At 73.9% G+C, this 22,462-nt stretch carries 18 protein-coding genes and 4 tRNA genes; 7 read left to right on the forward strand and 15 right to left on the reverse strand.

Features of this window, described 5'->3' with window-relative positions; all coding sequences use genetic code 11:
- Positions 1-38: 38 nt before the first annotated feature.
- Positions 39-114, reverse strand: a tRNA-Trp gene (locus tag E9565_RS08900).
- Positions 115-353: 239 nt separating this feature from the next.
- On the opposite strand from E9565_RS08900, the gene E9565_RS08905 reads away from it, so the two are divergent.
- Positions 354-1,607: a pyridoxal phosphate-dependent aminotransferase gene (locus E9565_RS08905; protein ID WP_304505746.1), complete on the forward strand. Its 1,254-nt coding sequence runs from the start codon at positions 354-356 to the stop codon at positions 1,605-1,607.
- 25 nt (positions 1,608-1,632) lie between these two features.
- Here E9565_RS08905 and E9565_RS08910 read toward each other — a convergent pair whose 3' ends face one another.
- The 6 genes from E9565_RS08910 to E9565_RS08935 form a co-directional block, all read right to left on the reverse strand.
- Positions 1,633-2,040 (reverse strand): MaoC family dehydratase, encoded by a 408-nt coding sequence (locus E9565_RS08910; RefSeq protein ID WP_236826415.1) that lies wholly within the window; start codon positions 2,038-2,040, stop codon positions 1,633-1,635.
- Positions 2,037-2,483 (reverse strand): MaoC family dehydratase N-terminal domain-containing protein, encoded by a 447-nt coding sequence (locus tag E9565_RS08915; RefSeq protein WP_236826414.1) that lies wholly within the window; start codon positions 2,481-2,483, stop codon positions 2,037-2,039. Before E9565_RS08915 ends, E9565_RS08910 begins: the two co-directional genes overlap by 4 nt.
- Before the next feature lie 31 nt (positions 2,484-2,514).
- On the reverse strand, positions 2,515-2,679 hold the full coding sequence (gene rpmG, locus E9565_RS08920) for a 50S ribosomal protein L33 (RefSeq protein ID WP_091770212.1): 165 nt from the start codon (positions 2,677-2,679) through the stop codon (positions 2,515-2,517).
- 105 nt (positions 2,680-2,784) lie between these two features.
- Positions 2,785-2,858 (reverse strand) — tRNA-Met (locus E9565_RS08925).
- Between the two features lie 55 nt (positions 2,859-2,913).
- Positions 2,914-2,986, reverse strand: a tRNA-Thr gene (locus tag E9565_RS08930).
- A gap of 72 nt (positions 2,987-3,058) precedes the next feature.
- A complete protein-coding gene (locus tag E9565_RS08935) occupies positions 3,059-5,533 on the reverse strand; it encodes a bifunctional diguanylate cyclase/phosphodiesterase (protein WP_236834689.1) in 2,475 nt (824 codons plus the stop codon).
- Positions 5,534-6,267: 734 nt separating this feature from the next.
- Here E9565_RS08935 and E9565_RS08940 point away from each other — a divergent pair.
- On the forward strand, positions 6,268-6,699 hold the full coding sequence (locus tag E9565_RS08940; RefSeq protein ID WP_236834691.1) for a pilus assembly protein TadG-related protein: 432 nt from the start codon (positions 6,268-6,270) through the stop codon (positions 6,697-6,699).
- A 57-nt stretch (positions 6,700-6,756) separates the two neighbouring features.
- Here E9565_RS08940 and E9565_RS08945 read toward each other — a convergent pair.
- Positions 6,757-6,838: transfer RNA gene (locus E9565_RS08945), tRNA-Tyr, on the reverse strand.
- 102 nt (positions 6,839-6,940) lie between these two features.
- Between E9565_RS08945 and E9565_RS08950 the strand changes: the two genes are divergently transcribed.
- Complete coding sequence (locus E9565_RS08950) at positions 6,941-7,432, forward strand: YajQ family cyclic di-GMP-binding protein (RefSeq protein ID WP_236826411.1); 492 nt, start codon at positions 6,941-6,943, stop codon at positions 7,430-7,432.
- A 127-nt stretch (positions 7,433-7,559) separates the two neighbouring features.
- Complete coding sequence (pstS, locus tag E9565_RS08955; RefSeq protein WP_236826410.1) at positions 7,560-8,660, forward strand: phosphate ABC transporter substrate-binding protein PstS; 1,101 nt, start codon at positions 7,560-7,562, stop codon at positions 8,658-8,660.
- Between the two features lie 17 nt (positions 8,661-8,677).
- On the opposite strand, the gene htpX is transcribed toward pstS, so the two are convergent.
- Positions 8,678-9,547, reverse strand: coding sequence for a zinc metalloprotease HtpX (gene htpX / locus E9565_RS08960; protein ID WP_236826409.1), 870 nt, complete (start codon positions 9,545-9,547; stop codon positions 8,678-8,680).
- Positions 9,548-9,762: 215 nt separating this feature from the next.
- On the opposite strand from htpX, the gene E9565_RS08965 reads away from it, so the two are divergent.
- Both E9565_RS08965 and E9565_RS08970 read left to right on the forward strand, forming a co-directional pair.
- Positions 9,763-11,748 (forward strand): 2-oxoacid:acceptor oxidoreductase subunit alpha, encoded by a 1,986-nt coding sequence (locus E9565_RS08965; RefSeq protein WP_236834692.1) that lies wholly within the window; start codon positions 9,763-9,765, stop codon positions 11,746-11,748.
- The gene (locus E9565_RS08970; protein WP_236826407.1) at positions 11,745-12,836 is read left to right on the forward strand and encodes a 2-oxoacid:ferredoxin oxidoreductase subunit beta; all 1,092 of its coding nucleotides are present in this window, start codon (positions 11,745-11,747) and stop codon (positions 12,834-12,836) included. Before E9565_RS08965 ends, E9565_RS08970 begins: the two co-directional genes overlap by 4 nt.
- A 129-nt stretch (positions 12,837-12,965) precedes the next feature.
- Here the strand turns inward: E9565_RS08970 and E9565_RS08975 are convergent, their stop codons facing one another.
- On the reverse strand, positions 12,966-14,342 hold the full coding sequence (locus tag E9565_RS08975; protein WP_236834694.1) for a PLP-dependent aminotransferase family protein: 1,377 nt from the start codon (positions 14,340-14,342) through the stop codon (positions 12,966-12,968).
- Between the two features lie 91 nt (positions 14,343-14,433).
- Between E9565_RS08975 and E9565_RS08980 the strand changes: the two genes are divergently transcribed.
- Entirely contained in the window at positions 14,434-15,105 is a 672-nt protein-coding gene (locus tag E9565_RS08980; protein ID WP_236826405.1) for a pyridoxamine 5'-phosphate oxidase family protein, read from the forward strand.
- Here the strand turns inward: E9565_RS08980 and E9565_RS08985 are convergent.
- From E9565_RS08985 to nuoL, 5 genes are read right to left on the reverse strand one after another with little or no spacing between them, the layout of a single operon-like run.
- Positions 15,089-16,279 carry a sorbosone dehydrogenase family protein gene (locus tag E9565_RS08985; protein WP_236834696.1) on the reverse strand — a complete coding sequence of 397 codons (1,191 nt, stop codon included), beginning with the start codon at positions 16,277-16,279 and terminating at the stop codon, positions 15,089-15,091. The genes E9565_RS08980 and E9565_RS08985 overlap by 17 nt on opposite strands.
- A 22-nt stretch (positions 16,280-16,301) precedes the next feature.
- A complete protein-coding gene (locus E9565_RS08990; RefSeq protein WP_236826403.1) occupies positions 16,302-17,357 on the reverse strand; it encodes a polyprenyl synthetase family protein in 1,056 nt (351 codons plus the stop codon).
- Positions 17,357-18,895, reverse strand: coding sequence for an NADH-quinone oxidoreductase subunit NuoN (gene nuoN / locus E9565_RS08995; protein WP_236826402.1), 1,539 nt, complete (start codon positions 18,893-18,895; stop codon positions 17,357-17,359). The genes E9565_RS08990 and nuoN overlap by 1 nt, the downstream gene beginning before the upstream one ends.
- Positions 18,895-20,484, reverse strand: a complete 1,590-nt coding sequence (locus E9565_RS09000) for an NADH-quinone oxidoreductase subunit M (protein ID WP_236826401.1) — start codon at positions 20,482-20,484, stop codon at positions 18,895-18,897. Before E9565_RS09000 ends, nuoN begins: the two co-directional genes overlap by 1 nt.
- Positions 20,485-20,536: 52 nt before the next feature.
- Complete coding sequence (nuoL, locus tag E9565_RS09005; protein ID WP_236826400.1) at positions 20,537-22,444, reverse strand: NADH-quinone oxidoreductase subunit L; 1,908 nt, start codon at positions 22,442-22,444, stop codon at positions 20,537-20,539.
- Positions 22,445-22,462: the final 18 nt, after the last annotated feature.

The raw sequence follows: 22,462 nt of genomic DNA on the forward strand, positions 1-22,462 counted from the left end.
TCCCGCGAGGGCCGTCGGTCGGTCGTGCCGTGTCGTGCTGGCAGGGGTGACAGGACTTGAACCTGCAGCCTGCGGTTTTGGAGACCGCTGCTCTGCCAATTGAGCTACACCCCTGTGCCCTCGGGAGGGCCCCGGGCGTCTCGCCGCCACGGTGGCGCCGGGCCCCAGGAGGGGATCCGGGGCACGCCGGTGGCGGGGTCAACAGGCCCCGGTGCAGCCAGTGTACGGGACCGCGGCGGCCGGGAGCCAACGTCCCACCGGGCACACCCCCGGCGAGGGCACCGCCGCGTGCGGTTCCCCGTGCGGGACCGGGCGGGCGGCCCCCGGGGCGTGGTCTTTGACACGATGGGCCCATGACCGACGCCTCCGCCCCGGAGACCGCCCGCACCTCCGAGCTGCCGCCCGCCGCGCGCCGCATCTCCCGTCGCATCGGCGCCATCGCCGAGTCCGCGACGCTCGCCGTGGACGCGAAGGCGAAGGCGCTGAAGGCCGCCGGGAAGCCGGTGATCGGTTTCGGCGCGGGGGAGCCGGACTTCCCGACGCCGGACTACGTCGTCGAGGCCGCGATCACCGCCGCCCGGACGCCGTCGATGCACCGGTACACGCCCGCCGGCGGCCTGCCCGCGCTCAAGGAGGCGATCGTCGCGAAGACCGCGCGCGACTCCGGGCTGCAGCTCACCCCCGCCCAGGTCCTGGTGACCAACGGTGGCAAGCAGGCGGTGTACGAGGCGTTCGCGACGATGCTCGACCCCGGCGACGAGGTCCTGCTGCCGGCGCCGTACTGGACCACCTACCCGGAGGCCATCCGGCTGGCCGGCGGCGTCCCGGTGCCGGTGGTGGCCGACGAGCAGAGCGGCTACCTGGTCTCGGCGGCGCAGCTCGAGGCCGCCCGCACCCCGCGCACCAAGGCGCTGCTCTTCTGCTCCCCGTCCAACCCCACGGGCGCGGTCTACCCGGCCGAGCAGGTCGAGGAGATCGGTCGCTGGGCCCTCGACGCCGGCCTGTGGGTGCTCACCGACGAGATCTACGAGCACCTGACCTACGGCGGGCTCACCGCCCCGTCGATGCCGGTGCTGGTGCCCGAGCTCGCCGACCGCTGCGTCGTGGTGAACGGGGTCGCCAAGACCTACGCCATGACCGGCTGGCGGGTGGGGTGGATCGCGGGCCCGGCCGACGTCGTCAAGGCGGCGACCAACCTGCAGTCGCACGCGACCTCCAACGTCGCGAACGTCTCCCAGGCGGCCGCGATCGCCGCGCTGACCGGCGACCTCTCGGCCGTGGCCGAGATGCGGGCGGCGTTCGACCGGCGCCGGAAGACCATCGTGTCGATGCTGCGCGAGATCCCCGGCGTGGCCTGCCCCGAGCCGCACGGCGCGTTCTACGCCTATCCGTCGGTCAAGGGCCTGCTCGGCCGGCCGATCGGCGGGCGGACCGCGGAGACCAGCGCCGAGCTGGCCGAGCTGATCCTGGAGCAGGCCGAGGTCGCGGTCGTGCCGGGCGAGGCGTTCGGGACGCCGGGCTACGTCCGGATGTCGTACGCGCTGGGCGACGACGACCTCGTCGAAGGCGTCTCGCGGCTGCAGCGGCTGCTGTCCACGGCCGGCTGAGCGGCGGGGCCGGCGGGGACCCGGTTCAGCCCAGCCGGACGACGGCGCGGGCGAGGGAGAGGACCTTCTCCCCCTCGCTGGTGACGGTCAGGTCGACCCGCGCCCGCCCGTCCTCCAGCAGCGCGGCCACCGTGCCCCGCACGGTCAGCTCCGCACCGCGGTCGTCGTCGGGGACGACGACCGGGCGCCCGAAGCGAACCTGGTACTCCAGCAGCGCCGCCGGGTCACCGGTCCAGCCGGTGACCGCCCGGGCGGCCAGCGCCATGGTGAGCATGCCGTGGGCGATGACGCCGGGCAGGCCGACCTCGCGGGCGACCCGCTCGTTCCAGTGGATCGGGTTGAAGTCGCCCGAGGCACCGGCGTAGCGGACCAGGTCGGCGCGGGTGACCCGGACGACCAGCTCGGGGAGGGCGGTGCCGGCCTCGGGAGTCACGCCGGCCCCCGCGCGACGAGCATGGAGGTGGACGTGCAGACCGCCTCGCCCGCCTCCGTCGCCAGCTCCACCCGGGCGGTCAGCAGGTCGTTGCCGGCAACGGTGCGGGCCGCGTCGATCGTGGTGGTGGCGACCAGCCGGTCGCCGGCCCGGATCGGGCGGTGGTGCGTGAACTTCTGCTCACCGTGCACCACCCGGCTGTAGTCCAGGCCCACCTCGTCGTCGGCGAGCACCACGAACGCGGCCTCCAGGCTCACCACGATGGCGAAGGTGGGCGGTGCGATCACGTCCGCGTGGCCCGCGGCACGGGCGGCCTCGGCGTCGTGGTGCACCCGGTCGGTCGCGCCGACCGCCGCCGCGAACTCGGCGATCTTCGCCCGGCCCACCTCGTAGACGGCAGAGGGCGGGTAGCTGCGCCCGACCAGTGCCCGGTCCAGCGCCATGCTCCCGCCCTCGCTCAGCAGCCGCGGACCGTCAGCGGGTCTCGCGGTGCAACGTGTGCTTGCGCTCGCGCGGGCAGTACTTCATCAGCTCGAGCCGGTCGGGGTCGTTCCGCCGGTTCTTGCGGGTGATGTAGTTGCGGTTCTTGCACTCCTGGCAGGCCAGGGTGATCTTCGGACGGACGTCGGTGGCTGCCACGGGAGCGCTCCTAGCCTTGTGGGACAGGACCCGGATCCGGGCCCTGCTGCCGCACCGGCGGGAGCCGACACGGCGACGGACCCGGCTTGCCGGGTCCGTCGGGAGTAGCGGTGACCGGACTTGAACCGGTGACACAGCGATTATGAGCCGCTTGCTCTACCAGGCTGAGCTACACCGCCGGGATGACCACGCGGGCCGGTCTCGCGACAGGACCGGTAGGTCGGGTACTACCAGAGCCCCTTTACGGAATCGAACCGTAGACCTTCTCCTTACCATGGAGACGCTCTGCCGACTGAGCTAAAGGGGCGTGCTCCGAGGAGCCGTCGAAGACTCTACCTGATGCCCCGGGCCGCCTCGCGGGGGGTCCCGGCGAGGTGCGTCACGTCCGGACGAACAGGCGCCGGTGGCTGGCCCCCGGAGCGGCGGAGCGGACGCCGGTGCGCGCGAGCAGCCACTTCTCCAGCCGGTCCTCCGGCAGCGGGCGGCTGATCAGGAAGCCCTGGAGCTTGTCGCAGCCCATCGCGATGAGCTGGTTGCGGGTCATCTCGTCCTCGACGCCCTCGGCCACCACGCACAGCCCGAGGTTGTGGGCCAGCTCGATGATCGACCGCGCGATGAACGACTCCCCCTGGCTGGTGGCCATGGACAGCACGAAGGACTTGTCGATCTTCACCTCGTCGATCGGCAGCTGCCGGAGCTGGGAGAGCGACGAGTAGCCGGTGCCGAAGTCGTCCATCGACAGCCGCAGCCCCAGGTCGTGCAGGTCCTCCAGCACGGAGCTCTCCCGGACCGAGTCGTCGACGACGCTGCTCTCGGTGAGCTCCAGCACGAGCAGCTCACCGGGGACGCCGTGCCGCTCCAGGGCGCCGCGGATGCGGTCGACCAGGTCGGGTTCGCTGAGCGAGAACGCCGAGACGTTGACCGCGACCGACAGCGAGATCCCCTGGTCCAGCCAGCGCCGGCAGCGGGCCAGCGCGAGGTCCAGGACGTGGTCGGTCACCGCGCCGATCCGGCCGATCTGCTCGGCCAGCCCGATCACGTCCTCGGGCGGGATGCTGCCGAAGCGCGGGTGGGTCCAGCGGACGAGGGTCTCCACGGACACGATGTCGGAGGTCTGCGCGTCGATGACCGGCTGGAAGACCACGCCGATCTGCCCGTCGGCCATCGCCTGGGCGAGCTCGGTGCCCAGTTGCAGGCGGCGCAGGCTCTGCTGGTCGAGCACCGGGTGGTAGCTGGCCACGCCACCGGACCCCCCGGCGGCCAGCAGGGCGACGTCCGCGCGCTGCATCAGGGTCCCCGCATCGGTGCCGTGCTCGGGCGCCGCGGCGACGCCGATGGTGAGCGAGACCTCCAGGTCCAGCCCGGCCACGCGGACCCGTGTCGCCGCCGCCTCCCGCAGCCGCCGGGCGGCCTGCTCGGTGGCGGCGAGCGAGAGCCCGGGGAGGAGGACCGCGAACTGCTCGCGCTCCATGCGGGCGAGGAGGGCGCGCGGCGGTGCGTGCTCGCGGAGCAGGCCGGCGGTGACCAGGAGCAGCTCGTCGCTGGCGGCGTGCCCGAGGGTGTCGGTGATGTCGGCGTAGGTGCCGAGGGAGGCCAGGATGAGCCCGGCGCCGGCGGCCCCCTCGGCCAGGAGGGCGTCGACCTCCGCGGCGAGCCGCTGGCGGTTCGGCAGCCCGGTGAGCCGGTCGTGGTCGGCGTCGAACCGGATGCGGGTCAGCAGCTGCTGCTGCCGGATGGCCGCGTTGACGTGGGTGAGCATGGACTCCAGCGCGCCCCGCTCGCTGCGGCCGAAGGAGACGATGTCGCTGCGCCGGTCGCAGACCTCGAGATAGCCCGGTTCGCCGGCGGCCGTGGTCACCGGCGCGCCCAGCAGCTCGGACACGCCCCGGCGCGCCAGTGCGACCGTGTCGCGCTCGTCGGCGCGGCCCGCCGAGACGCGGATCGCGCCGCCCGTCGAACCGACCGCGCGGCGGCGCAGCGGGTCGCCGGAGTCGCCGGGCCCGTCGTACCAGTCCGCACCGTCCTCGGTGGCCACCACGAGACGCGGCCCCTCGTCGAGGTAGGGCGGCAGCCAGAGGGCCACCCGCTCGGCGTTGAGCAGCTCGCGCACGGCGTGGACGATCTGCCGGGTGCCGGCGTCGTCGGGCTCCACCTGCTCGACCCGGCGGGCGAACTCGTAGACCCGCTCGAGGGAGTGGCTCTGGCGGGTGACCGCGGCGAAGCGGCGGTAGACCAGCACGAGCGCGACGACCATCGGCACGACGAGCAGCAGCGACCACACGGTCGTGTGCAGCAGCAGGAGGATGGCCAGGCCGATCGTGACGGCGACCGGCTGCACGACGACGACCGGGACGAAGAGGCTCGTCCAGATCGCCCGACCGGGATACCCCTGGGTGAGGGTGATCGCCCCGGCCACGAGGCCCGCGCCGACCACGTTCGCGGCGAACACGGCGAGCAGGCTCGACAGCCAGGTCGACGGGGTGGCGAGACCACCGGACGGCAGGAGCGCCAGGATGGCGGTGGCCACCCCGGCCTCCAGCACGGCCACGGCGGTGTTGAAGACGACCTTGGCCGTGGGGAGCCGGTGGGCCAGCAGGACGACGGCGACCGCAGCGGCGCGCGTGGCGGCGGTCCACGCGCCACCGACCTCCAGGAGCGCGATGACGAAGGCCACCTCGCTCGCCGAGCTGTGGAAGCTCTGCCGGCGGAACTCGACGTGGACGTTGACCCCTTCCGCGGCCACCGCGGCGACGAGCACCAGCAGGAGGACGGCGGACGGGACGACCAGCGGCTGGTTGGTGAGCAGCAGCAGGGCCACCGGGCAGGCGAGCGACAACCCGAGCAGCGCCGGCATCCACGGGCTGCGCACCGCGGGCGGCCGGCGAGGCTCGCGAACGTCCTGCTCAGGCTCCTGCAACTGCGCTCTCTCCCGGGTCGTGGGGCGGGCGAAGGCTAGCAGCGACCGCGATCACCACCAGCCTCGTCCGCCCCGGAAGAGTCAGTCGACCCGGAAACCGGACAGCGCGTCCATGGGCAGTGACGCTCCGGGGTGCCGCTCGGTGGAGCGGCCACCCCGGAGGCGAGCGCGAACGGTCAGGACGACCGGCGGGTCCACTTCACGCCGCGGGTCCACTTCACGCCGCGGGCCTGGGTGTTGCGCTGCACGGTGCTGTTCATGACGTCTCCCTGTGGGCACGACTGATTGGCTGGTGCGGCAGCCATCCATACGCGCGGGGGCAGAGCGTCGTCGAATACGGACCGCGCGGGAGACACTCCTTCCCGTCACGGACGGCCACAAGCATCTCGATCACGACACGCCGCGGGAGACGCCATGTCGTGACCATCCGCCACGCTGTTCACACGAAGAGTGATCCACTTCACCGGTCGGTGGGCGTCCGGCAGCACGGATGCGACCGGGGCGGCCGCACCGCGCCGGCCGTCCTCGACCGCGCCACCGGCATCCGCCCACCGCGCCGTCCACAGGCGGCGACCGGGGGACACGAGGACGGGTGAACCTCCGTCCACAGTGTCCACAGATCGTGTCCACAGGCGGTGGACGACGGCGGCCGGCTGCCTACGCTCCCGCACGTGCACCCCGACCGGGACGATCGCGAGCGCGGCTCGACGCTCCCGTTCGTCCTGGTCTGCTGGCTCGTCGCGGCCCTCATGGCCTTCGGTGCGATCGCCGCCTCCGACGCCTTCCTCGAGCAGCAGGAGGTGCAGTCGGTCTGCGACGGCGCTGCCCTGGCGGCGGCCAACCAGGCCGACGAGGCGGTCGTCTACGCGCACGGGGTGGGCACCGAGCTGCCGCTGACGCGCGCCGCCGCGCAGGCCGCGGTCGGCGACCAGCTCGCCGACGGCGGGACCGCGCTGGACAGCTGGGCGGCCGAGACCGACGGCGCCGAGGTGACCGTGCGCTGCACCCGCCACGTGGAGATCGCCTTCGGCTGGCTCTTCCTCGGCGGGGAGCGGCTCGAGCGCACCGCCGTCTCCAGCGCTCGGGCCCCGACGGCGCCCTGACCCGGACCGGGAACGGCGACGGCCCCCGACCTGGTGGTCGGGGGCCGTCGTACCGCGTGGCGGGTGAAGGATTCGAACCTTCGTAGGCTAAGCCGACGGATTTACAGTCCGCTCCCATTGGCCACTCGGGCAACCCGCCGCGATGGGTACGCGGGAGAGAGTAACAAGCCAGGGGCCCGGCACGTGACGGGTCCCCACCGACGGGCGCCCCGGCGCCCGTCCCGCACGGAGAGGAAACGACATGGCCGACTCATCCTTCGACGTCGTGAGCAAGGTCGACCGCCAGGAGGTCGACAACGCCCTGAACCAGGCGGGCAAGGAGCTCTCCCAGCGGTTCGACTTCCGCGGCACCAACGCGTCCATCGCGTGGGCCGGCGAGGACGGCGTGACGCTGCAGGCGGACACCGAGGAGCGCGTCTCGGCGGCCCTCGAGGTGTTCAAGGAGAAGCTGATCAAGCGGAACATCTCGCTCAAGGTGCTCGACGCCGGCGAACCCCAGGCCTCCGGGAAGTCCTACAAGATCGGCGCGAAGATCAAGCAGGGCATCGAGTCCGACACGGCCAAGAAGATCGCCAAGCTGATCCGCGACGAGGGCCCCAAGGGCGTCCAGGCGCAGATCCAGGGTGACCAGCTCCGCGTGAGCGGCAAGAAGCGGGACGACCTGCAGGCGGTGCAGCAGCTGCTCCGCGGCGCCGACCTCGACGTCGCCCTCCAGTTCGACAACTACCGCTGAACCGCCGGGACGGACGCCGGAGGCCGGGCACCCGGAACCGGGCGGCGGGCGCGGCCCCGGCGCGTCGGGCCGTACCCTCGTGGACCGGCGTCCGTCCCGGCCGCCCGACGACCCGTGGAAGGCCGCAGTGACTGCCCGCAGGAAGATCGCCGCCCTCGGCGGCGCGGTGGCCATCGGCGGCTTCGCCGTCTTCGCGGCGAACTTCGTCCCGCTCAACGAGCGGGCGAGGGTCGACGAGGGGGCGGAGCTGCTCACCGGCTCCCTCGTCGGCGCCGGCTCCAGCGCCCAGCAGGCGGCCATGCAGGGCTGGTCGGCCGGGTTCACCGCCGTCCAGCCCCGGCTGGACGTCAGCTACGACCCGATCGGCTCCGGTGGCGGCCGCGAGCAGTTCCTCGCCGGTGGCACCGACTTCGCCGGGTCCGACGCCGCGTTGGACGCCGACGAGCTCGCCCAGGCCCAGGAGCGCTGCGGGCCGTCCGGCGTCTTCGAGCTGCCCAACTACATCTCCCCCATCGCCGTCGTCTACAACATCGAGGGCGTCGCGGAGCTCAACCTCTCCCCCGGGACCCTCGCCGGGATCTTCGACCAGCGGATCACCACCTGGGACGACCCGGCGATCGCCGCGGACAACCCCGGCACCGCCCTGCCCGCGTTGCCGATCGCCCCGGTGAACCGCGCGGACGAGTCCGGCACCACCGAGAACTTCACCGAGTACCTGGCCGAGGCCGCGGACGGCGCGTGGCCGCACGAGCCCGACGGCAGCTGGCCGGTGCCCGGCGGTGAGGCGGCCCAGGGGAACTCCGGCGTCGTGGCCGCCGTCCGCGGCGGGCAGGGCACCATCGGTTACGCCGACCTGAGCCAGGCGGGCGACCTCGGCATCGCGAACATCGGCGTGGGCGGGGAGTTCGTCGCCCCGTCACCGGAGGCCGCCGCGGCCGTCGTGGAGAACTCCCCGCGCCTGGAGGGCCGCGGTGCGCACGACGTCGTCATCGAGCTGAACCGGGACACCACCGGATCCGGCGAGTACCCGATCGTGCTGGTCAGCTACCACATCGGCTGCATGGAGTACGACGACCCGGCGGTCGCCGACCGGCTGCAGGCCTTCATGAGCTTCGTGGTCAGCCCCGAGGGCCAGCGGGCGGCCGCCGAGGTCGCCGGCTCGGCCCCCATCTCCGACGGCCTCCGGGAGCAGGCGCTGGACGCGATCGACGCGGTCCGCGCGACCTGACCCGGGGCCCGGGCCGATCAGCGCTGGCCGAGCTCGCGGGCCATCTGCTCCAGGCGGGCGATCCGCTGCGGCATGGGCGGGTGGCTCGCGAACAGCGAGGCCAGGCCCTGCCCGCGGAAGGGGTTGGCGATCATCAGGTGGCTCTGGGTGACCAGCCGGTCCTCCTGCGGCAGCGGGCGGGCGGCCGTCCCGCGCTCGATCACCCGCAGGGCGTCGGCGAGCGCCAGCGGGTCCTGCGACAGCTGGGCCCCGGAGGCGTCGGCCTGGTACTCCCGGCTGCGGCTCACCGCCATCTGCACCAGCCCGGCGGCCAGCGGCCCGAGCAGCATGAGCAGCAGGCCGCCGAGGGCGTTGCCGCCGCCCCGGTCCTCGTCCGGGCGGCCACCGAACAACGAGGCGAACATCGCCATGTGCGCGAGGTAGGTGATCACCGTGGCCATCGCGCCGGCGACCGAGCTGATCAGGATGTCGCGGTTGTAGACGTGCGAGAGCTCGTGCGCGAGCACGCCGCGCAGCTGCCGGCGGTCGAGCAGCTCGAGGATGCCCTGGGTGACGCAGACCGCCGCGTTGCGCGGGTTGCGCCCGGTGGCGAACGCGTTGGGCTGGTTGGTCGGGCTGACGTAGAGCCGCGGCATCGGCTGGCGCGCCTCGGTGGCGAGCTCGCGCACCATCGCGTACAGCTGCGGCGCCTGCGTCTCGGTGACCGGGAAGGCCCGCATCGCGCGCAGCGCGAGCTTGTCCGAGTTGAAGTAGGCGTAGCCGTTGACCGCCAACGCGATGACCAGGGCGATGAACAGGCCCCCTCGGCCGCCGATCAGGGCGCCGGCCATGAGGATCAGCCCGCCCATCAGGCCCAGCAGGAGGGCGGTCTTCAGTCCGTTGGTCATGCGTTGCACGACCCGTCCAACGCCGTCCTCGCACCCCCCGTTCCCGGACGGCGGGCGACCGCTCCCCCGGCAGGGGGTGCCCCGTGGAATGACGGGGCGCACGCAGCCGTTGCCCCGGCGGACGCGGTGGGATCCTCACCGCTGCGGCGTGTCCGGTTGCACATCCCGGGCGCGTGGACACGCACGTAACCTCGCCCGGTGGAGGTAGACCGCTGATGACTGGCACCAACCCGACCGTCGCGCCGTCGGGACCGAACGGCGCCCCGGCCAGCCCGGTGCCCACGTCCGCCCCCGGCGGGCTCGTGAAGAGCGTCGTCGAGCTCGACCGCGTGGTGATCCGGCTGGCCGGCGACTCCGGCGACGGCATGCAGCTGACCGGCAACCGGTTCACCAGCGAGACGGCGTCGTTCGGCAACGACCTCAAGACGCTGCCGAACTTCCCCGCCGAGATCCGCGCGCCGACGGGGACCCTGCCCGGCGTCAGCTCCTTCCAGCTGCAGTTCGCCGACCACGACGTCATGACGCCGGGTGACGCCCCGGACGTGCTCGTCGCCATGAACCCCGCCGCGCTCAAGGCCAACCTGGCCGAGCTGCCCGGCGGTGGCCTGCTCATCCTCGACTCCGACGAGTTCACCCCCCGCAACCTCGCGAAGGTCGGCTACGCGACCAACCCGCTCGAGGACGGTTCGCTCGAGGGGTGGCAGACCGTCAGCGTCCCGCTCACCTCGATGACCCTGGACGCGCTCGCGGACTCCGGCCTGGGCAAGAAGGAGGCCGAGCGCAGCAAGAACATGTTCACGCTCGGCCTGCTCAGCTGGATGTACCACCGGCCGACCGAGGGCACCGTCCGCTTCCTCGAGCGCCAGTTCCGCCGCAAGCCCGAGATCGCCGCGGCCAACATCGCCGCGTTCCGCGCCGGCTACAACTACGGCGAGACCACCGAGGCCTTCGCCGTCTCCTACGAGATCAAGCCGGCCCCGATGAAGCCGGGCCGCTACCGGAACATCTCGGGCAACCAGGCCCTGGCGCTGGGGCTCGTCGCCGCCGGCCAGCGCTCCGGGCTGCCGGTGTTCCTGGGCGCCTACCCGATCACCCCGGCCTCGGACATCCTCCACGAGCTCTCCCGCCACAAGGCCTTCGGCGTCCGCACCTTCCAGGCCGAGGACGAGATCGCCGGCATCGGTGCCGCGCTCGGCGCCTCCTTCGGCGGCGCGCTGGGCGTGACGACGACGTCGGGCCCCGGCGTCGCCCTCAAGGCCGAGACCATCGGCCTGGCGGTCATGACCGAGCTGCCGCTGGTCATCGTCGACGTGCAGCGCGGTGGCCCCTCCACCGGGCTGCCCACGAAGACCGAGCAGAGCGACCTGCTGCAGGCGATGTTCGGCCGCAACGGCGAGGCCCCCGTCCCGGTCATCGCGCCGCGCTCCCCCGGCGACTGCTTCGACGCCGCCGTCGAGGCCGCGCGCATCGCGCTCGCCTACCGGACGCCGGTCATGCTGCTGTCGGACGGCTACCTGGCCAACGGGGCCGAGCCGTGGGCGATCCCGGACGCCGACTCGCTGCCCGACCTCAGCGGAGCGGTCGGGTTCGCCACCGAGCCCAACGGCGAGGACGGCGAGTTCCTCCCCTACCTGCGCGACCCCGAGACCCTGGCCCGCGCCTGGGCGATCCCGGGCACCGCCGGGATGCAGCACCGCATCGGCGGGCTGGAGAAGGCCGACCGCACGGGGAACATCTCCTACGACCCGGCCAACCACGACTTCATGACCCGCACCCGCCAGGCGAAGGTCGACGGCATCGCCGCCACGATCCCGCCCACCGACGTCGACGACCCCGACGGCGACGCCCGGGTCGCGGTCATCGGGTGGGGCTCGACCTACGGGCCGATCGGCGCGGCCGCCCGGCGGATCCGGAGCTCGGGCCGCAAGGTCGCCCAGATCCACCTCCGGCACATCAACCCCTTCCCGGCCGACCTCGGCGAGGTGCTGGCCCGGTACGACCGGGTGATCTGCCCGGAGATGAACCTGGGGCAGCTGGCCCTGCTGCTGCGCGCCAGGTACCTGGTCGACGTGCAGAGCCACACGCAGGTGCGCGGCCTGCCCTTCCGCGCGGCCGAGCTGGCCGCGGTGATCCAGGACGCGATCGACACGGTGCAGCCAGCCGCCGTGACCTCCGCAGCTGTGAACGGAGCCCAGCAGTGACCACCGTCGACATCGGCATGCCGGACGCGCCGACCCCCATCGACGCCGCCATCGCCCGCTCGCTCGAGCAGCACGGTCCGAAGCTGACCGAGCTCAAGGGCAAGGACCTCAAGACCGACCAGGAGGTGCGCTGGTGCCCCGGGTGCGGTGACTACGTCATCCTCAACGCCGTCCAGAGCTTCCTGCCGAGCCTGGGCATCGCCCGCGAGGACATGGTCATCGTGTCGGGCATCGGGTGCTCGTCGCGCTTCCCGTACTACATGAACACCTACGGGATGCACTCGATCCACGGGCGCGCCCCGGCGATCGCGACCGGCCTGGCCGCCGCGCGCCCCGACCTGTCGGTCTGGGTGGTCACCGGTGACGGTGACGCGCTGTCCATCGGCGGCAACCACCTGATCCACGCGCTCCGCCGCAACGTCGACATGACGATCCTGCTGTTCAACAACCGGATCTACGGCCTCACCAAGGGCCAGTACTCGCCCACCTCCGAGGTCGGCAAGGTCACCAAGTCGACGCCGATGGGGTCGCTGGACCACCCGTTCAACCCGGTGTCCCTCGCGATCGGCGCGGACGCCACCTTCGTCGGCCGGGCGATGGACTCCGACCGGAAGGGCCTCACCGACGTGCTGCGCCAGGCCGCGGAGCACAAGGGCACGTCGCTGGTGGAGATCTACCAGAACTGCAACATCTTCAACGACGGCGCCTTCGAGCTGCTGAAGGACCCGGCCACCGGCCCGATGTGGACGATCCCGCTGCGGCACGGCGAGCCGCTGGTGTTCGGGCCGGACGGCGCCTCCTGCGTGGTCCGCGACGACTTCGGTGGCCTCCGGGTGGCCGAGACCAACCAGGTCGACGCGGGCGAGATCGTCGTGCACGACGCCACCCGCCAGGACCCGTCGTACGCGTTCGCGCTGTCGCGGCTGTCCACGCAGGACCTCCGCTACACCCCCATGGGCGTGTTCCGGAAGGTCGAGAAGCCCAGCTACGAGGCGATGATGGCCGAGCAGCTGCACGAGGCCCGGCTGCAGGGCCCCGGCGACCTCGACGCGCTGCTCGCCGGCGGCGACACCTGGACCGTGGACTAGATCGACGGGGCGCACCCCGGGGCCCGCGGGCCCCGGGGTGCGCCCGGACGCCCTACCGGCCCGCTTCCGTCCAGGAGGCGGGCCGGTGGCGTCCCCGGGTGGTCGGGGCCGTCGAGGGCGGCGGGTGGCTCAGGGCCGGGCGTGCTCGCGCAGCACCGCGGTGAGCACCGGCAGTGCCCGGCGCAGCTCCTCCCGCGCGGGGGCGGCGAAACCGACGACCAGGCCCGACCGGCGGCCGGCCCCGTGCACCGTGTGCCGGCCCAGCCCGTCCAGCGCGACGCCCCGCGCCGCGGCGGCCGCCCGCACCTCCTCCTCCGCCGCGGGATCCGGCAGCGGCACGAGGACGTGGGCCCCCGCGGCGTCCCCCTCGGCCCGGCAGCCGGCGGCCGCGACCGCGGCCCGCACCTCGTCCGCCCGCGCGACCAGCTCGCGCCGCAGCCGGCGGAGGTGGCGGGCGAGGTCCCCCGAGGCCGCGAACGCCGCGAACACCCGCTGCCCGGCCCGCGCCGGCCGGGTGCCCGTGGCCGTGCGGCGGGCCAGCAGCGCCGCCCGCAGCGGGCCGGGGGCGACGACCCAGCCGACCCCGAGCGTGGGGCTGAGGATCTTCCCGGTCGTGCCCAGGTGCACCACGACGTCGGGCCCCAGCGCGCCCAGCAGCGGCAGCGGCGCGACGTCGTAGCGCAGCTCGCCGTCGTAGTCGTCCTCCAGCACCCACCAGCCCTCGGCGCGGGCCCGTGCCACCAGGGCCAGCCGGCGCGCGGCGGACATCCGCCGGCCCAGCGGGTACTGGTGGGCCGGCGTGCAGTAGACGGCGGCCAGGTCCGGCGGCAGCGCCTCGACGACCAGCCCGTCGTCGTCCACGGCGGCCGGCACGACCTCGAGCCCGGCATCGCGCAGCGCGCCGACGACCCGCTGGTAGCCCGGGTCCTCCACCGCGACCCGGCTGCCGGGCGGCAGGGTCCCGGCCACCTCGCCCACCGCGGCGGAGGTGCCCGCCGTGGCCAGCACGTCGTCGGGCCCCGCGGCCAGCCCGCGGTGGCGCAGCAGGTGCGCCACGACCGCCGACCGGAAGGCCGGGTCCCCGGCCGGCTCCGGGTGGGCGTCGGGTGCGCCGTCGCCGGCGGCCCGCCAGGCCCGGCGCCAGGCCGCCCGGTCCAGCACCTCCAGGCACGGCGACCCGGCGTGCAGGTCGACCAGCGCCGCGACCTCCGGCGGCCGGGTGGCGGGGACCGGGGCCGCCGCCGGGGCCGCCGTCACCGCGCCGAGGACGTAGGTGCCCGCACCGCGGCGCCCGCCGAGCCACCCCTCGGCGAGCAGCTGGTCGTAGGCGGCGACGGGAACGGTGCGGCTCACCCCGAGGGCGGCGGCGAACGCGCGCGTCGAGGGCAGCCGGTCGCCCGGGCGCAGCCTGCCGTCGGCGGCCGCGGAGCGCAGCGCGTCGGCCAGCTGCACCGACAGCGGCCTCCCCGAGCCGCGGTCCAGCAGGACCGGCGGGACGTCGATCACGGCGCTCCTGCCGACGAGGCGAAGTGGACTGGCTGGAATCTAGCGGATTGGCCGTTCCAGCGGTCCACCCGCGTCGCCCAGGATCGACGTCGTGGACTCCGCCGCCCCCCTCTCCCCGACCGCCCGCAGCACCGTGCGCCGGGGCGCGAAGCGCGCCCGCACGGACCGGACCGACCTGCACGCCGTCCTGGACGCCGGGTTGGTCGGCCACCTCGGCGTGCTGCTCGGCCAGGCGCCCGTGGTGCTGCCGACCGGTTACGGCCGGCGCGGCGACACCCTCTACCTGCACGGCTCGACGGGCGCGGCCACGCTGCGGGCAGCCGCGGCGGGGGCGCCGGTCTGCTTCACCGTCACCCACCTGGACGGGATCGTCTACGCGCGCTCGGCCTTCCACCACTCGGTCAACTACCGCTGCGCGGTGGTGCACGGCGCGGCACGGCCCGTGACCGACCCGGACGAGCGGCTGCTCGCCCTGGAGGTGCTGACCGAGCACCTGGCGCCCGGCTCGTGGGCGGCGACCCGCCGGCCCGACCGCAAGGAGCTGGCCGCCACCGCGGTGCTCGCCCTGGACCTCGCCGAGGCGAGCGTGAAGATCCGCACCGGCCCGCCGGGCGACGACGAGCGCGACCTGGCCGGCCCGGTGTGGGCCGGCGTGCTCCCGGTGCGCACGGTGCTGGGCGAGCCGGAGCCGTGCCCGCTCCTGCCGCCGGGCGCCGCGGTGCCGCCGCGGGTGGCGGACCGGGCGCTCAGCCCTGCGGGGTGACGCGCAGCAGCTGGTCCCGGTCGTCGCCGTTGTCGGTGGTGACGTAGAGCGCGCCGTCGGTGCCCTGCTCCAGGGCACGGATGCGCCCGTGCGTCCCGTCCAGCTCGGGCAGCCGGAACTGCTCGACCACCTGCCCCTGGTCGTCCAGCCGGAGCGCCAGCACGTGCTGCCCGCGCAGCGCCCCCAGCAGGAGCAGCCCGTCGTAGTCGCCCCACTGGTCGCCGTCGAGGAAGGTGCCGCCGCTGGGCGCGATCGGCGGGGCGCCCGAGTCCCACACCGCGGGCACCGCGCCCTCGATCGCCGGGTCGGTCATCGGCACGCTCTCGTCGTAGCTGCCGCCACCGTCGGGGTCCCAGCCGTAGTTGCCACCCGGCTGCAGGAGGTTGACCTCGTCGTTGCGATCGGGGCCGTGCTCGACGGAGTACGTCTGGTCCGTGCCCGGCCGGACGGCCAGCCCCTGCACGTTCCGGTGCCCGTAGGTCCAGATGAGGTCCTCCGCGCCGTCGTCCGGGGCGGCGAAGGGGTTGTCCGGCAGCGGCTCACCGGTCGCCGGATCGGCACGGAGCACCTTGCCGGCCAGCGTCCCGAGGTCCTGCGGGGTCGTGCCGACGGCGTTGTCGCCCGTGCCGACGAGCAGCGCCCCGTCCGGCCCGAACGCCAGCCGGCACCCGCCGTGCCGCCCGGAGCCCTGGTTGACCGGGATCCCGCCGATCAGCGGGTCCTCGACCCGGGTGGCGGCGCTCCAGTCGTCCGCGGCGGCCCAGGCGATCACCTCGATCGAGGCACCCTCGCCGCCGGTCACGCCCTGGCAGGTGTAGAACCGCCGGTTCTCCTCGAAGCCCGGGTCCAGCGCCAGCCCCATCAGGCCCGTCTCGCCGGTGGCGAACAGGTCGCCGAGGTCGGCTTGCACCTCCCGGACCGTGCCGTCGGGGAGGACGGCGGTGAAGCCGCCCGCGCGCTCGTCCACCAGCAGCGTGCCGTCCTCGGCCTGGGCGACGTCCCAGGGGTGGTCGAACCCCTCGGCGACCACCTCGACGTCCAGCGACGGGGCGCCGGCGGGGGCCTCGGTGGTCGGTGGCGCGGCGACCGAGCCGGCGTCCCCCTCCGACCCGCCCGAGCAGGCGGTGACGAGGAGGGTCAGCGCGAGCGGACCGGCGAGCGAGGCACCACGCATGCCCCTCCGGTGCCCAGCACCGCTAGCTGGTACGCGTGACCACGTAGTCGCAGAGCGCCGACAGGGCGTCGCGGACGTCGCCGGGCGGCACCCCGTCCAGCCGGGTCCGCGCCCGGTCGGCGTACTCGCGCAGGACGCCGGTGGCGCGCGCCAGCGAGCGCGAGGAGCGCAGCAGCGCCAGCGCCTCGGCGTGCTGCGCGTCGTCGGTGACCGGGCCGGCCACGAGCTCGCGCAGCCGGGCCTCGTCCGGGTCGTCGCCGGCCAGGGCGAACAGCACCGGCAGGGTGGCGATCCCCTCGCGGAGGTCGGTCCCGGGGGCCTTCCCCGAGACGCCGTCGGTGCTGACGATGTCGATGAGGTCGTCGGAGATCTGGAAGGCGACGCCGACCTCCTCGCCGAACTCGGTGAGCGCGGCGACGAGCGCGGCGTCGACCCCGGCGAAGGAGGCGCCGAACCGGGCCGAGGTGGCGACCAGCGAGCCGGTCTTGTCGGCGAGCACCTGCAGGTAGTGGGCGACCGGGTCCTCGCCCGGCTGGGCACCGACGGTCTCCTTGATCTGCCCGGTGACCAGCCGCTCGAAGGTCCGCGCCTGGATGCGCACCGCCTCCGGACCGAGGTCGGCCAGGATGTCGGAGGCCCGGGCGAAGAGCAGGTCGCCGGTCAGGATGGCGATGCTGTTGCTCCACCGGCTGTTGGCGCTGGGCGCCCCCCGGCGCACGGCGGCCTCGTCCATGACGTCGTCGTGGTAGAGCGTTGCCAGGTGGGTCAGCTCGCAGACCACGGCGCCCTGGGTGACCTCCGCGGCGGAGGCGTCGCCCAGCTGCGCGGCCAGGAGCGCCAGCATCGGCCGGAACCGCTTGCCCCCGGCGGCCATCAGGTGCCCGGCCGCCTCCCGCACGAACGGGTGCTCGCTGCCCACGGCGAGGGCCAGCTCGGCCTCCACCCGGGCCAGCCCCGCCGCCAGCGCCTCCCCGAGGTCGCCGTCGGGCAGCCAGGGGCCGATGGTCGACGCCGGGGTGGAGATCCGGTGCCAGACCTCGGGGGGAGTGCCGTCGACTGCGGCACGGGCTCCGGTCATCAACCAACGAAGATAGCCGCCCGCCCGGCGAGGTCGAGCACCGCCCCGGGGACGACCCCGAGCGCGAGGGTCGCCGCCGCGGTCACCGCGAGCACCAGGGTGGTGGGCACGCCGGGCACGCCCACCGTCGGCCCGTCGGCGACCGGCTCGGAGAAGTACATGAGCACGACGACGCGGAGGTAGAAGAAGGCGGCCACGGCGCTGGCCAGCAGCGCGACGACGGCCAGCGGCCAGGCCCCCTGCTCGATCGCCGCCCGGAACACCGCAAACTTCCCGGTGAAGCCCGCGGTGAGCGGGATCCCCGCCAGCGCCAGCAGGAACAGCGTCATCACGGCGGCGGTGATCGGCGAGCGCGCGCCGAGCCCCGCCCACTGCGACAGGTGGCTCGCCTCGCCGTCGCCGTCGCGCACCAGCGTGAGGACGGCGAAGGCCCCGAGCGTGGTGATGCCGTAGGCGAGCAGGTAGAACATCGTCGCCGCGAGCCCCGAGCCGGTGCCGGCCGCGCCCAGGCCGATGACGCCGGTGAGCAGGAAACCGGCGTGCGCGACCGACGAGTAGGCCAGCATGCGCTTGAGGTCGGTCTGGGTGAGCCCGAGGACCGCGCCCACGACCATGGACACGATCGCGGCGGCGTAGACCAGCGGTCGCCAGGTCCACTCCGCGGTGCCGAAGGCGACGTACAGCAGGCGGAGGATCGCGCCGAAGGCCGCGACCTTGGTGCAGGCGGCCATGAACGCCGTCACCGCGGTCGGGGCGCCCTGGTAGACGTCGGGGGTCCAGGTGTGGAACGGGGCCACGCTGGCCTTGAAGAGCAGCCCGACGACGAGCAGCGCCAGCCCGAGGACCAGCAGCACCCCCCCGCCGTCGGTGCCCACCGCCTCGCGGACCTCGCTCAGGCGGACGCTGCCTGCGGCCCCGTAGACCAGGGCCAGGCCGTAGAGGAAGAAGGCCGAGGCGAAGGCGCCCAGCAGGAAGTACTTGACGGCCGCCTCCTGGGACAGCAGCCGGCGCCGGCGGGCCATGCCGCTGATCAGGTACAGCGGGAGGCTCAGCACCTCGAGGGCCACGAACATGACCAGCAGGTCGTTGGCCGCGACGAACAGCATCATGCCGCCGATCGCGAAGGTCGCCAGCGGGTAGACCTCGGTCTGCACCCGCGGCACGGTGGCCAGCTCCCGGTCGCGCGGGCTGCCGGCGGGGACGGCCGCGCTCACCACGAACGCCGAGCGCGCCGGGTCCAGCGACCGCTCGGCGAACAGCAGGAGGGACAGCGCGCCCAGCCCGGCGATCGTCGCCTGCAGGAACAGGGCGGCGCCGTCGACGGCGAGGGCCCCGACCGCGGTCACCTCGCGGGCGCCCGCGAGCAGCACCGTCGCGGCCAGCGCGCCGAGGGTGCCCACCAGCGCGAGCCCCACCTGGACCGGGTGCCGCACCGACCGCGGCACGAAGGCCTCGACCAGGATCCCGGCGCAGGCCGCGCCGAACACCAGCAGCAGGGGGGACAGCGCCCCCCAGGAGATGTCGGGTGCCTCGATCATCAGTCGGTCCCTCCGGAGGCGCCCATGTCGTCGAGGGTGGCGACGACGGCCGGTTCGATCAGGTCGATCAGCGGCTGCGGGTAGAAGCCGAGCACGAGGATCAGCGCCACCAGGGGCGCGACCACGGCCAGCTCGCGCCGGCCGAGGTCGGCGACGCGCAGCGAGCGGTGCGGGGCGGTGCGCGTGGCGGTCGCGGTCGCGCCACCACCACCGGCGGGCAGGGGCTCGGCCGGGTCCTCCTGCAGCAGCACGCCGCGGGCCGGCCCGTGCATGGTCCGCTGGTACATCAGCAGCACGTAGAGGGCGGCCAGGATGATGCCGAGCGTCGCCAGCACCGTGAACACCGGGCGCTCGGGGAACGAGCCGATCAGCACGAGGAACTCGCTGACGAAGCTGTTGGTACCCGGCAGGGCCAGCGAGGCGAGGCCGGCCACCAGGAAGGCGCCGGCCAGCAGCGGTGCCTTCGCCGCCACCCCGCCGTAGTCGGCGATCCGGCGGGAGCCGCCGCGGGCGATGAGCATGCCGACCACCAGGAACAGCAGGCCGGTCGCCAGGCCGTGGTTGACCATGTAGAGCACCGCACCGGTGCCGGCCTCGGTCGTGAAGGCGAAGATGCCCAGCGCGATGAAGCCGAAGTGCGAGATCGAGGTGTAGGAGACCAGCCGCTTCATGTCGCTCTGCCCCATCGCCAGCAGCGCGGCGTAGAGGATGCCGACCACCGCCAGCACCAGCACGAAGGGGGCGTAGAAGCGGGACGCGTCGGGGAACAGCGGCAGGCAGTAGCGCAGGAAGCCGAAGGTGCCCACCTTGTCCAGCACGCCCACCAGCAGCACCGCGCCGCCGACCGGGGCCTCGGCCCCGGAGTCGGGCAGCCAGGTGTGGAAGGGCACCAGCGGCGCCTTGATCGCGAACGCGATGAAGAAGCCGAGGAACAGCAGCCGCTGGACGTCGGGGTCGATGTCCAGCCGCGTCAGGGTGTCGAAGGCGAAGGTGCCCTCGCCGAGGACGGCGGCGCTCACCACGTAGAGGCCGATCACCGAGGCCAGCATGACCAGCCCGCCGACCAGGCTGTAGACGAAGAACTTGACCGCCGCGTACTGCCGGCGCGGCCCGCCGAAGCTGCCGATCAGGAAGTACATCGGGACGAGCATCGCCTCGAAGAACACGTAGAACACCAGCACGTCGGTGGCGACGAAGACGCCCACCATCATCGCCTCGAGCAGCAGCAGCCAGGCGAAGAACACCCGCACCGGGCGGTGCCCGCCGTCGGCCTCGTGCCAGGAGGCCGCCACGACCAGCGGCACGAGGACACCGACCAGCAGCACCATCACCAGCGCGATGCCGTCGACGCCGAGGGCGAAGTCGGAGCCGAAGTCGGGGATCCAGGGCACCGAGGTGGTGAGCTGGAACCGCGGCCCGCCCGCGTCGAAGGCCAGCGTCGTCAGCACGGCCAGGAGCAGCACCACCAGGCTCACGCCCAGGGCCACCTGCTTGGCCAGCAGCGCCCGCTCGCGGGGCAGGGCCGCGACCACCGCCGCCCCGATCGCCGGCACGGCGATCATCGCCAGCAGCCAGGGGAAGTCGCTCACCGCAGCACGTCCTCTCCGAAGTACCCGTCGGCGCTCCCGACCACCAGCGCGCTCATCCCGCGGTCACCGCCAGCAGGGCCCCGGCCACGACGACCGCGCCGCCGAGCATGCCCAGGGCGTAGCTGCGCACGAAGCCGGTCTGGGCCCGGCCCAGCCGCGACGAGGAGCCACCCAGCCCCGCGGCCAGGCCGTTGACCGCGCCGTCGACACCGCGGTTGTCCACCCACACCAGCGCGCGGGTGAGCCACTGGCCGGGGCGCATGAACAGCGACTCGTTGACCGCGTCGGCGTAGAGCGCGTTGCGGGCCGCGCGGGTAACCGGCGAGACCCGGACCGGCGCGGTGACCGGCACCTCGCGGCGGCCGACGAACAGCCAGGCGGCGAGCACGCCGAGCAGCATCACCAGGGTGACGACCAGGCCGATCACGGCGGGGGCGACCACGTGCTCGGCCTCGGCCGGCTCGCCGAACACCGGCTCCAGCCAGCCCGACAGCGGGGCGGCCGAGACCAGCAGCGCACCCGAGGCGACCGACCCGACGGCCAGCACCACCATGGGCGCGGTCATCACCGGCGGCGCCTCGTGCGGGTGGACACCCTCCTCCCACCGGGCGCGGCCGAAGAAGGTCATCAGCATGAGCCGGGTCATGTAGAAGGCGGTCAGCCCGGCACCGAGCACCGCCACGCCGCCGAGCACCCAGCCCCAGACGTCGTCGCGGTCCAGCGCCGCCTCGATGATGGCGTCCTTGGTGTAGTAGCCGGAGAGGAACGGGAAGCCGATCAGCGCCAGGTAGCCCAGGCCGAACGTCGCGAAGGTGATCGGCAGCCTGTTCCACAGCGCCCCGAACCGGCGCATGTCCACGGAGTCGTCCATCGCGTGCATGACCGACCCGGCGCCGAGGAACAGCCCGGCCTTGAAGAAGCCGTGGGCGAGCAGGTGGGCGAGCCCCGCGACGTAGCCGGCCGGCCCCAGGCCGACGGCGAGGAACATGTAGCCGATCTGGCTCACCGTCGAGTAGGCCAGCACCTTCTTGATGTCGTCGTACGCGCAGCCGGCGATCGCCCCGATCAGCAGGGTCAGCGCACCGACGGCCAGCACCACCGCCCGCGCGGTCGGCGTCAGGTCGTAGATCGGCGCCGAGCGGGCGATGAGGTAGACGCCGGCGGTGACCATGGTGGCCGCGTGGATAAGCGCCGAGACCGGGGTGGGGCCCTCCATGGCGTCGGGCAGCCACGCCTGCAGCGGGAACTGGCCCGACTTGCCGCAGGCCCCGAGCAGCAGCAGGAGCCCGATCGCGGTGATCGTCCCCCCGGCGAGGGTGCCCACCGTGCCGAAGACGCCCGCGTAGGAGGTCGTCCCCAGCTGGGCGAACATGATGAAGATCGCCAGGGCCAGGCCGACGTCGCCGACCCGGTTCATGATGAACGCCTTCTTGGCCGCGGTCGCCGCGCCGGGGCGGGTGTACCAGAAGGCGATCAGCAGGTAGGACGCCAGGCCGACGCCCTCCCACCCGACGTAGAGGGCGACGAAGCTGTTGCCGAGGACGAGCAGCAGCATCGCCGCGACGAAGAGGTTCAGGTAGGCGAAGAACCGGCGGCGGCCCGGGTCGTGCGCCATGTAGCCGATCGAGTAGACGTGGATCAGCGAGCCGACCCCGGTGATCAGCAGGACGAAGACGGCCGACAGCGGGTCGAAGAGCAGCCCGGCGGTGACGTCGAGCTCGCCGGTGGCGACGAAGGTGAACAGCTCGACGTCGGCCGGCGCCCCGTCCTGGCCGGCCAGCTGCAGCGTGCACAGGACGGCCAGCACGAAGGCGGTGGCGACCGTCGCCGTCCCCAGCAGGTGGCCCCAGCGGTCCGTGCGGCGGCCGCCCAGCAGCAGCACCGCGGCGCCGGCCAGCGGCAGCGCGATGAGCAACCAGGACCAGCCGAGCAGCCCGTCCGCGGGCAGCGTCTCAGACACAGGTGTCCCCGTCTCGCC

The organism is Blastococcus sp. KM273129 (genome assembly GCF_021698995.1).
Classification (GTDB): domain Bacteria; phylum Actinomycetota; class Actinomycetes; order Mycobacteriales; family Geodermatophilaceae; genus Blastococcus.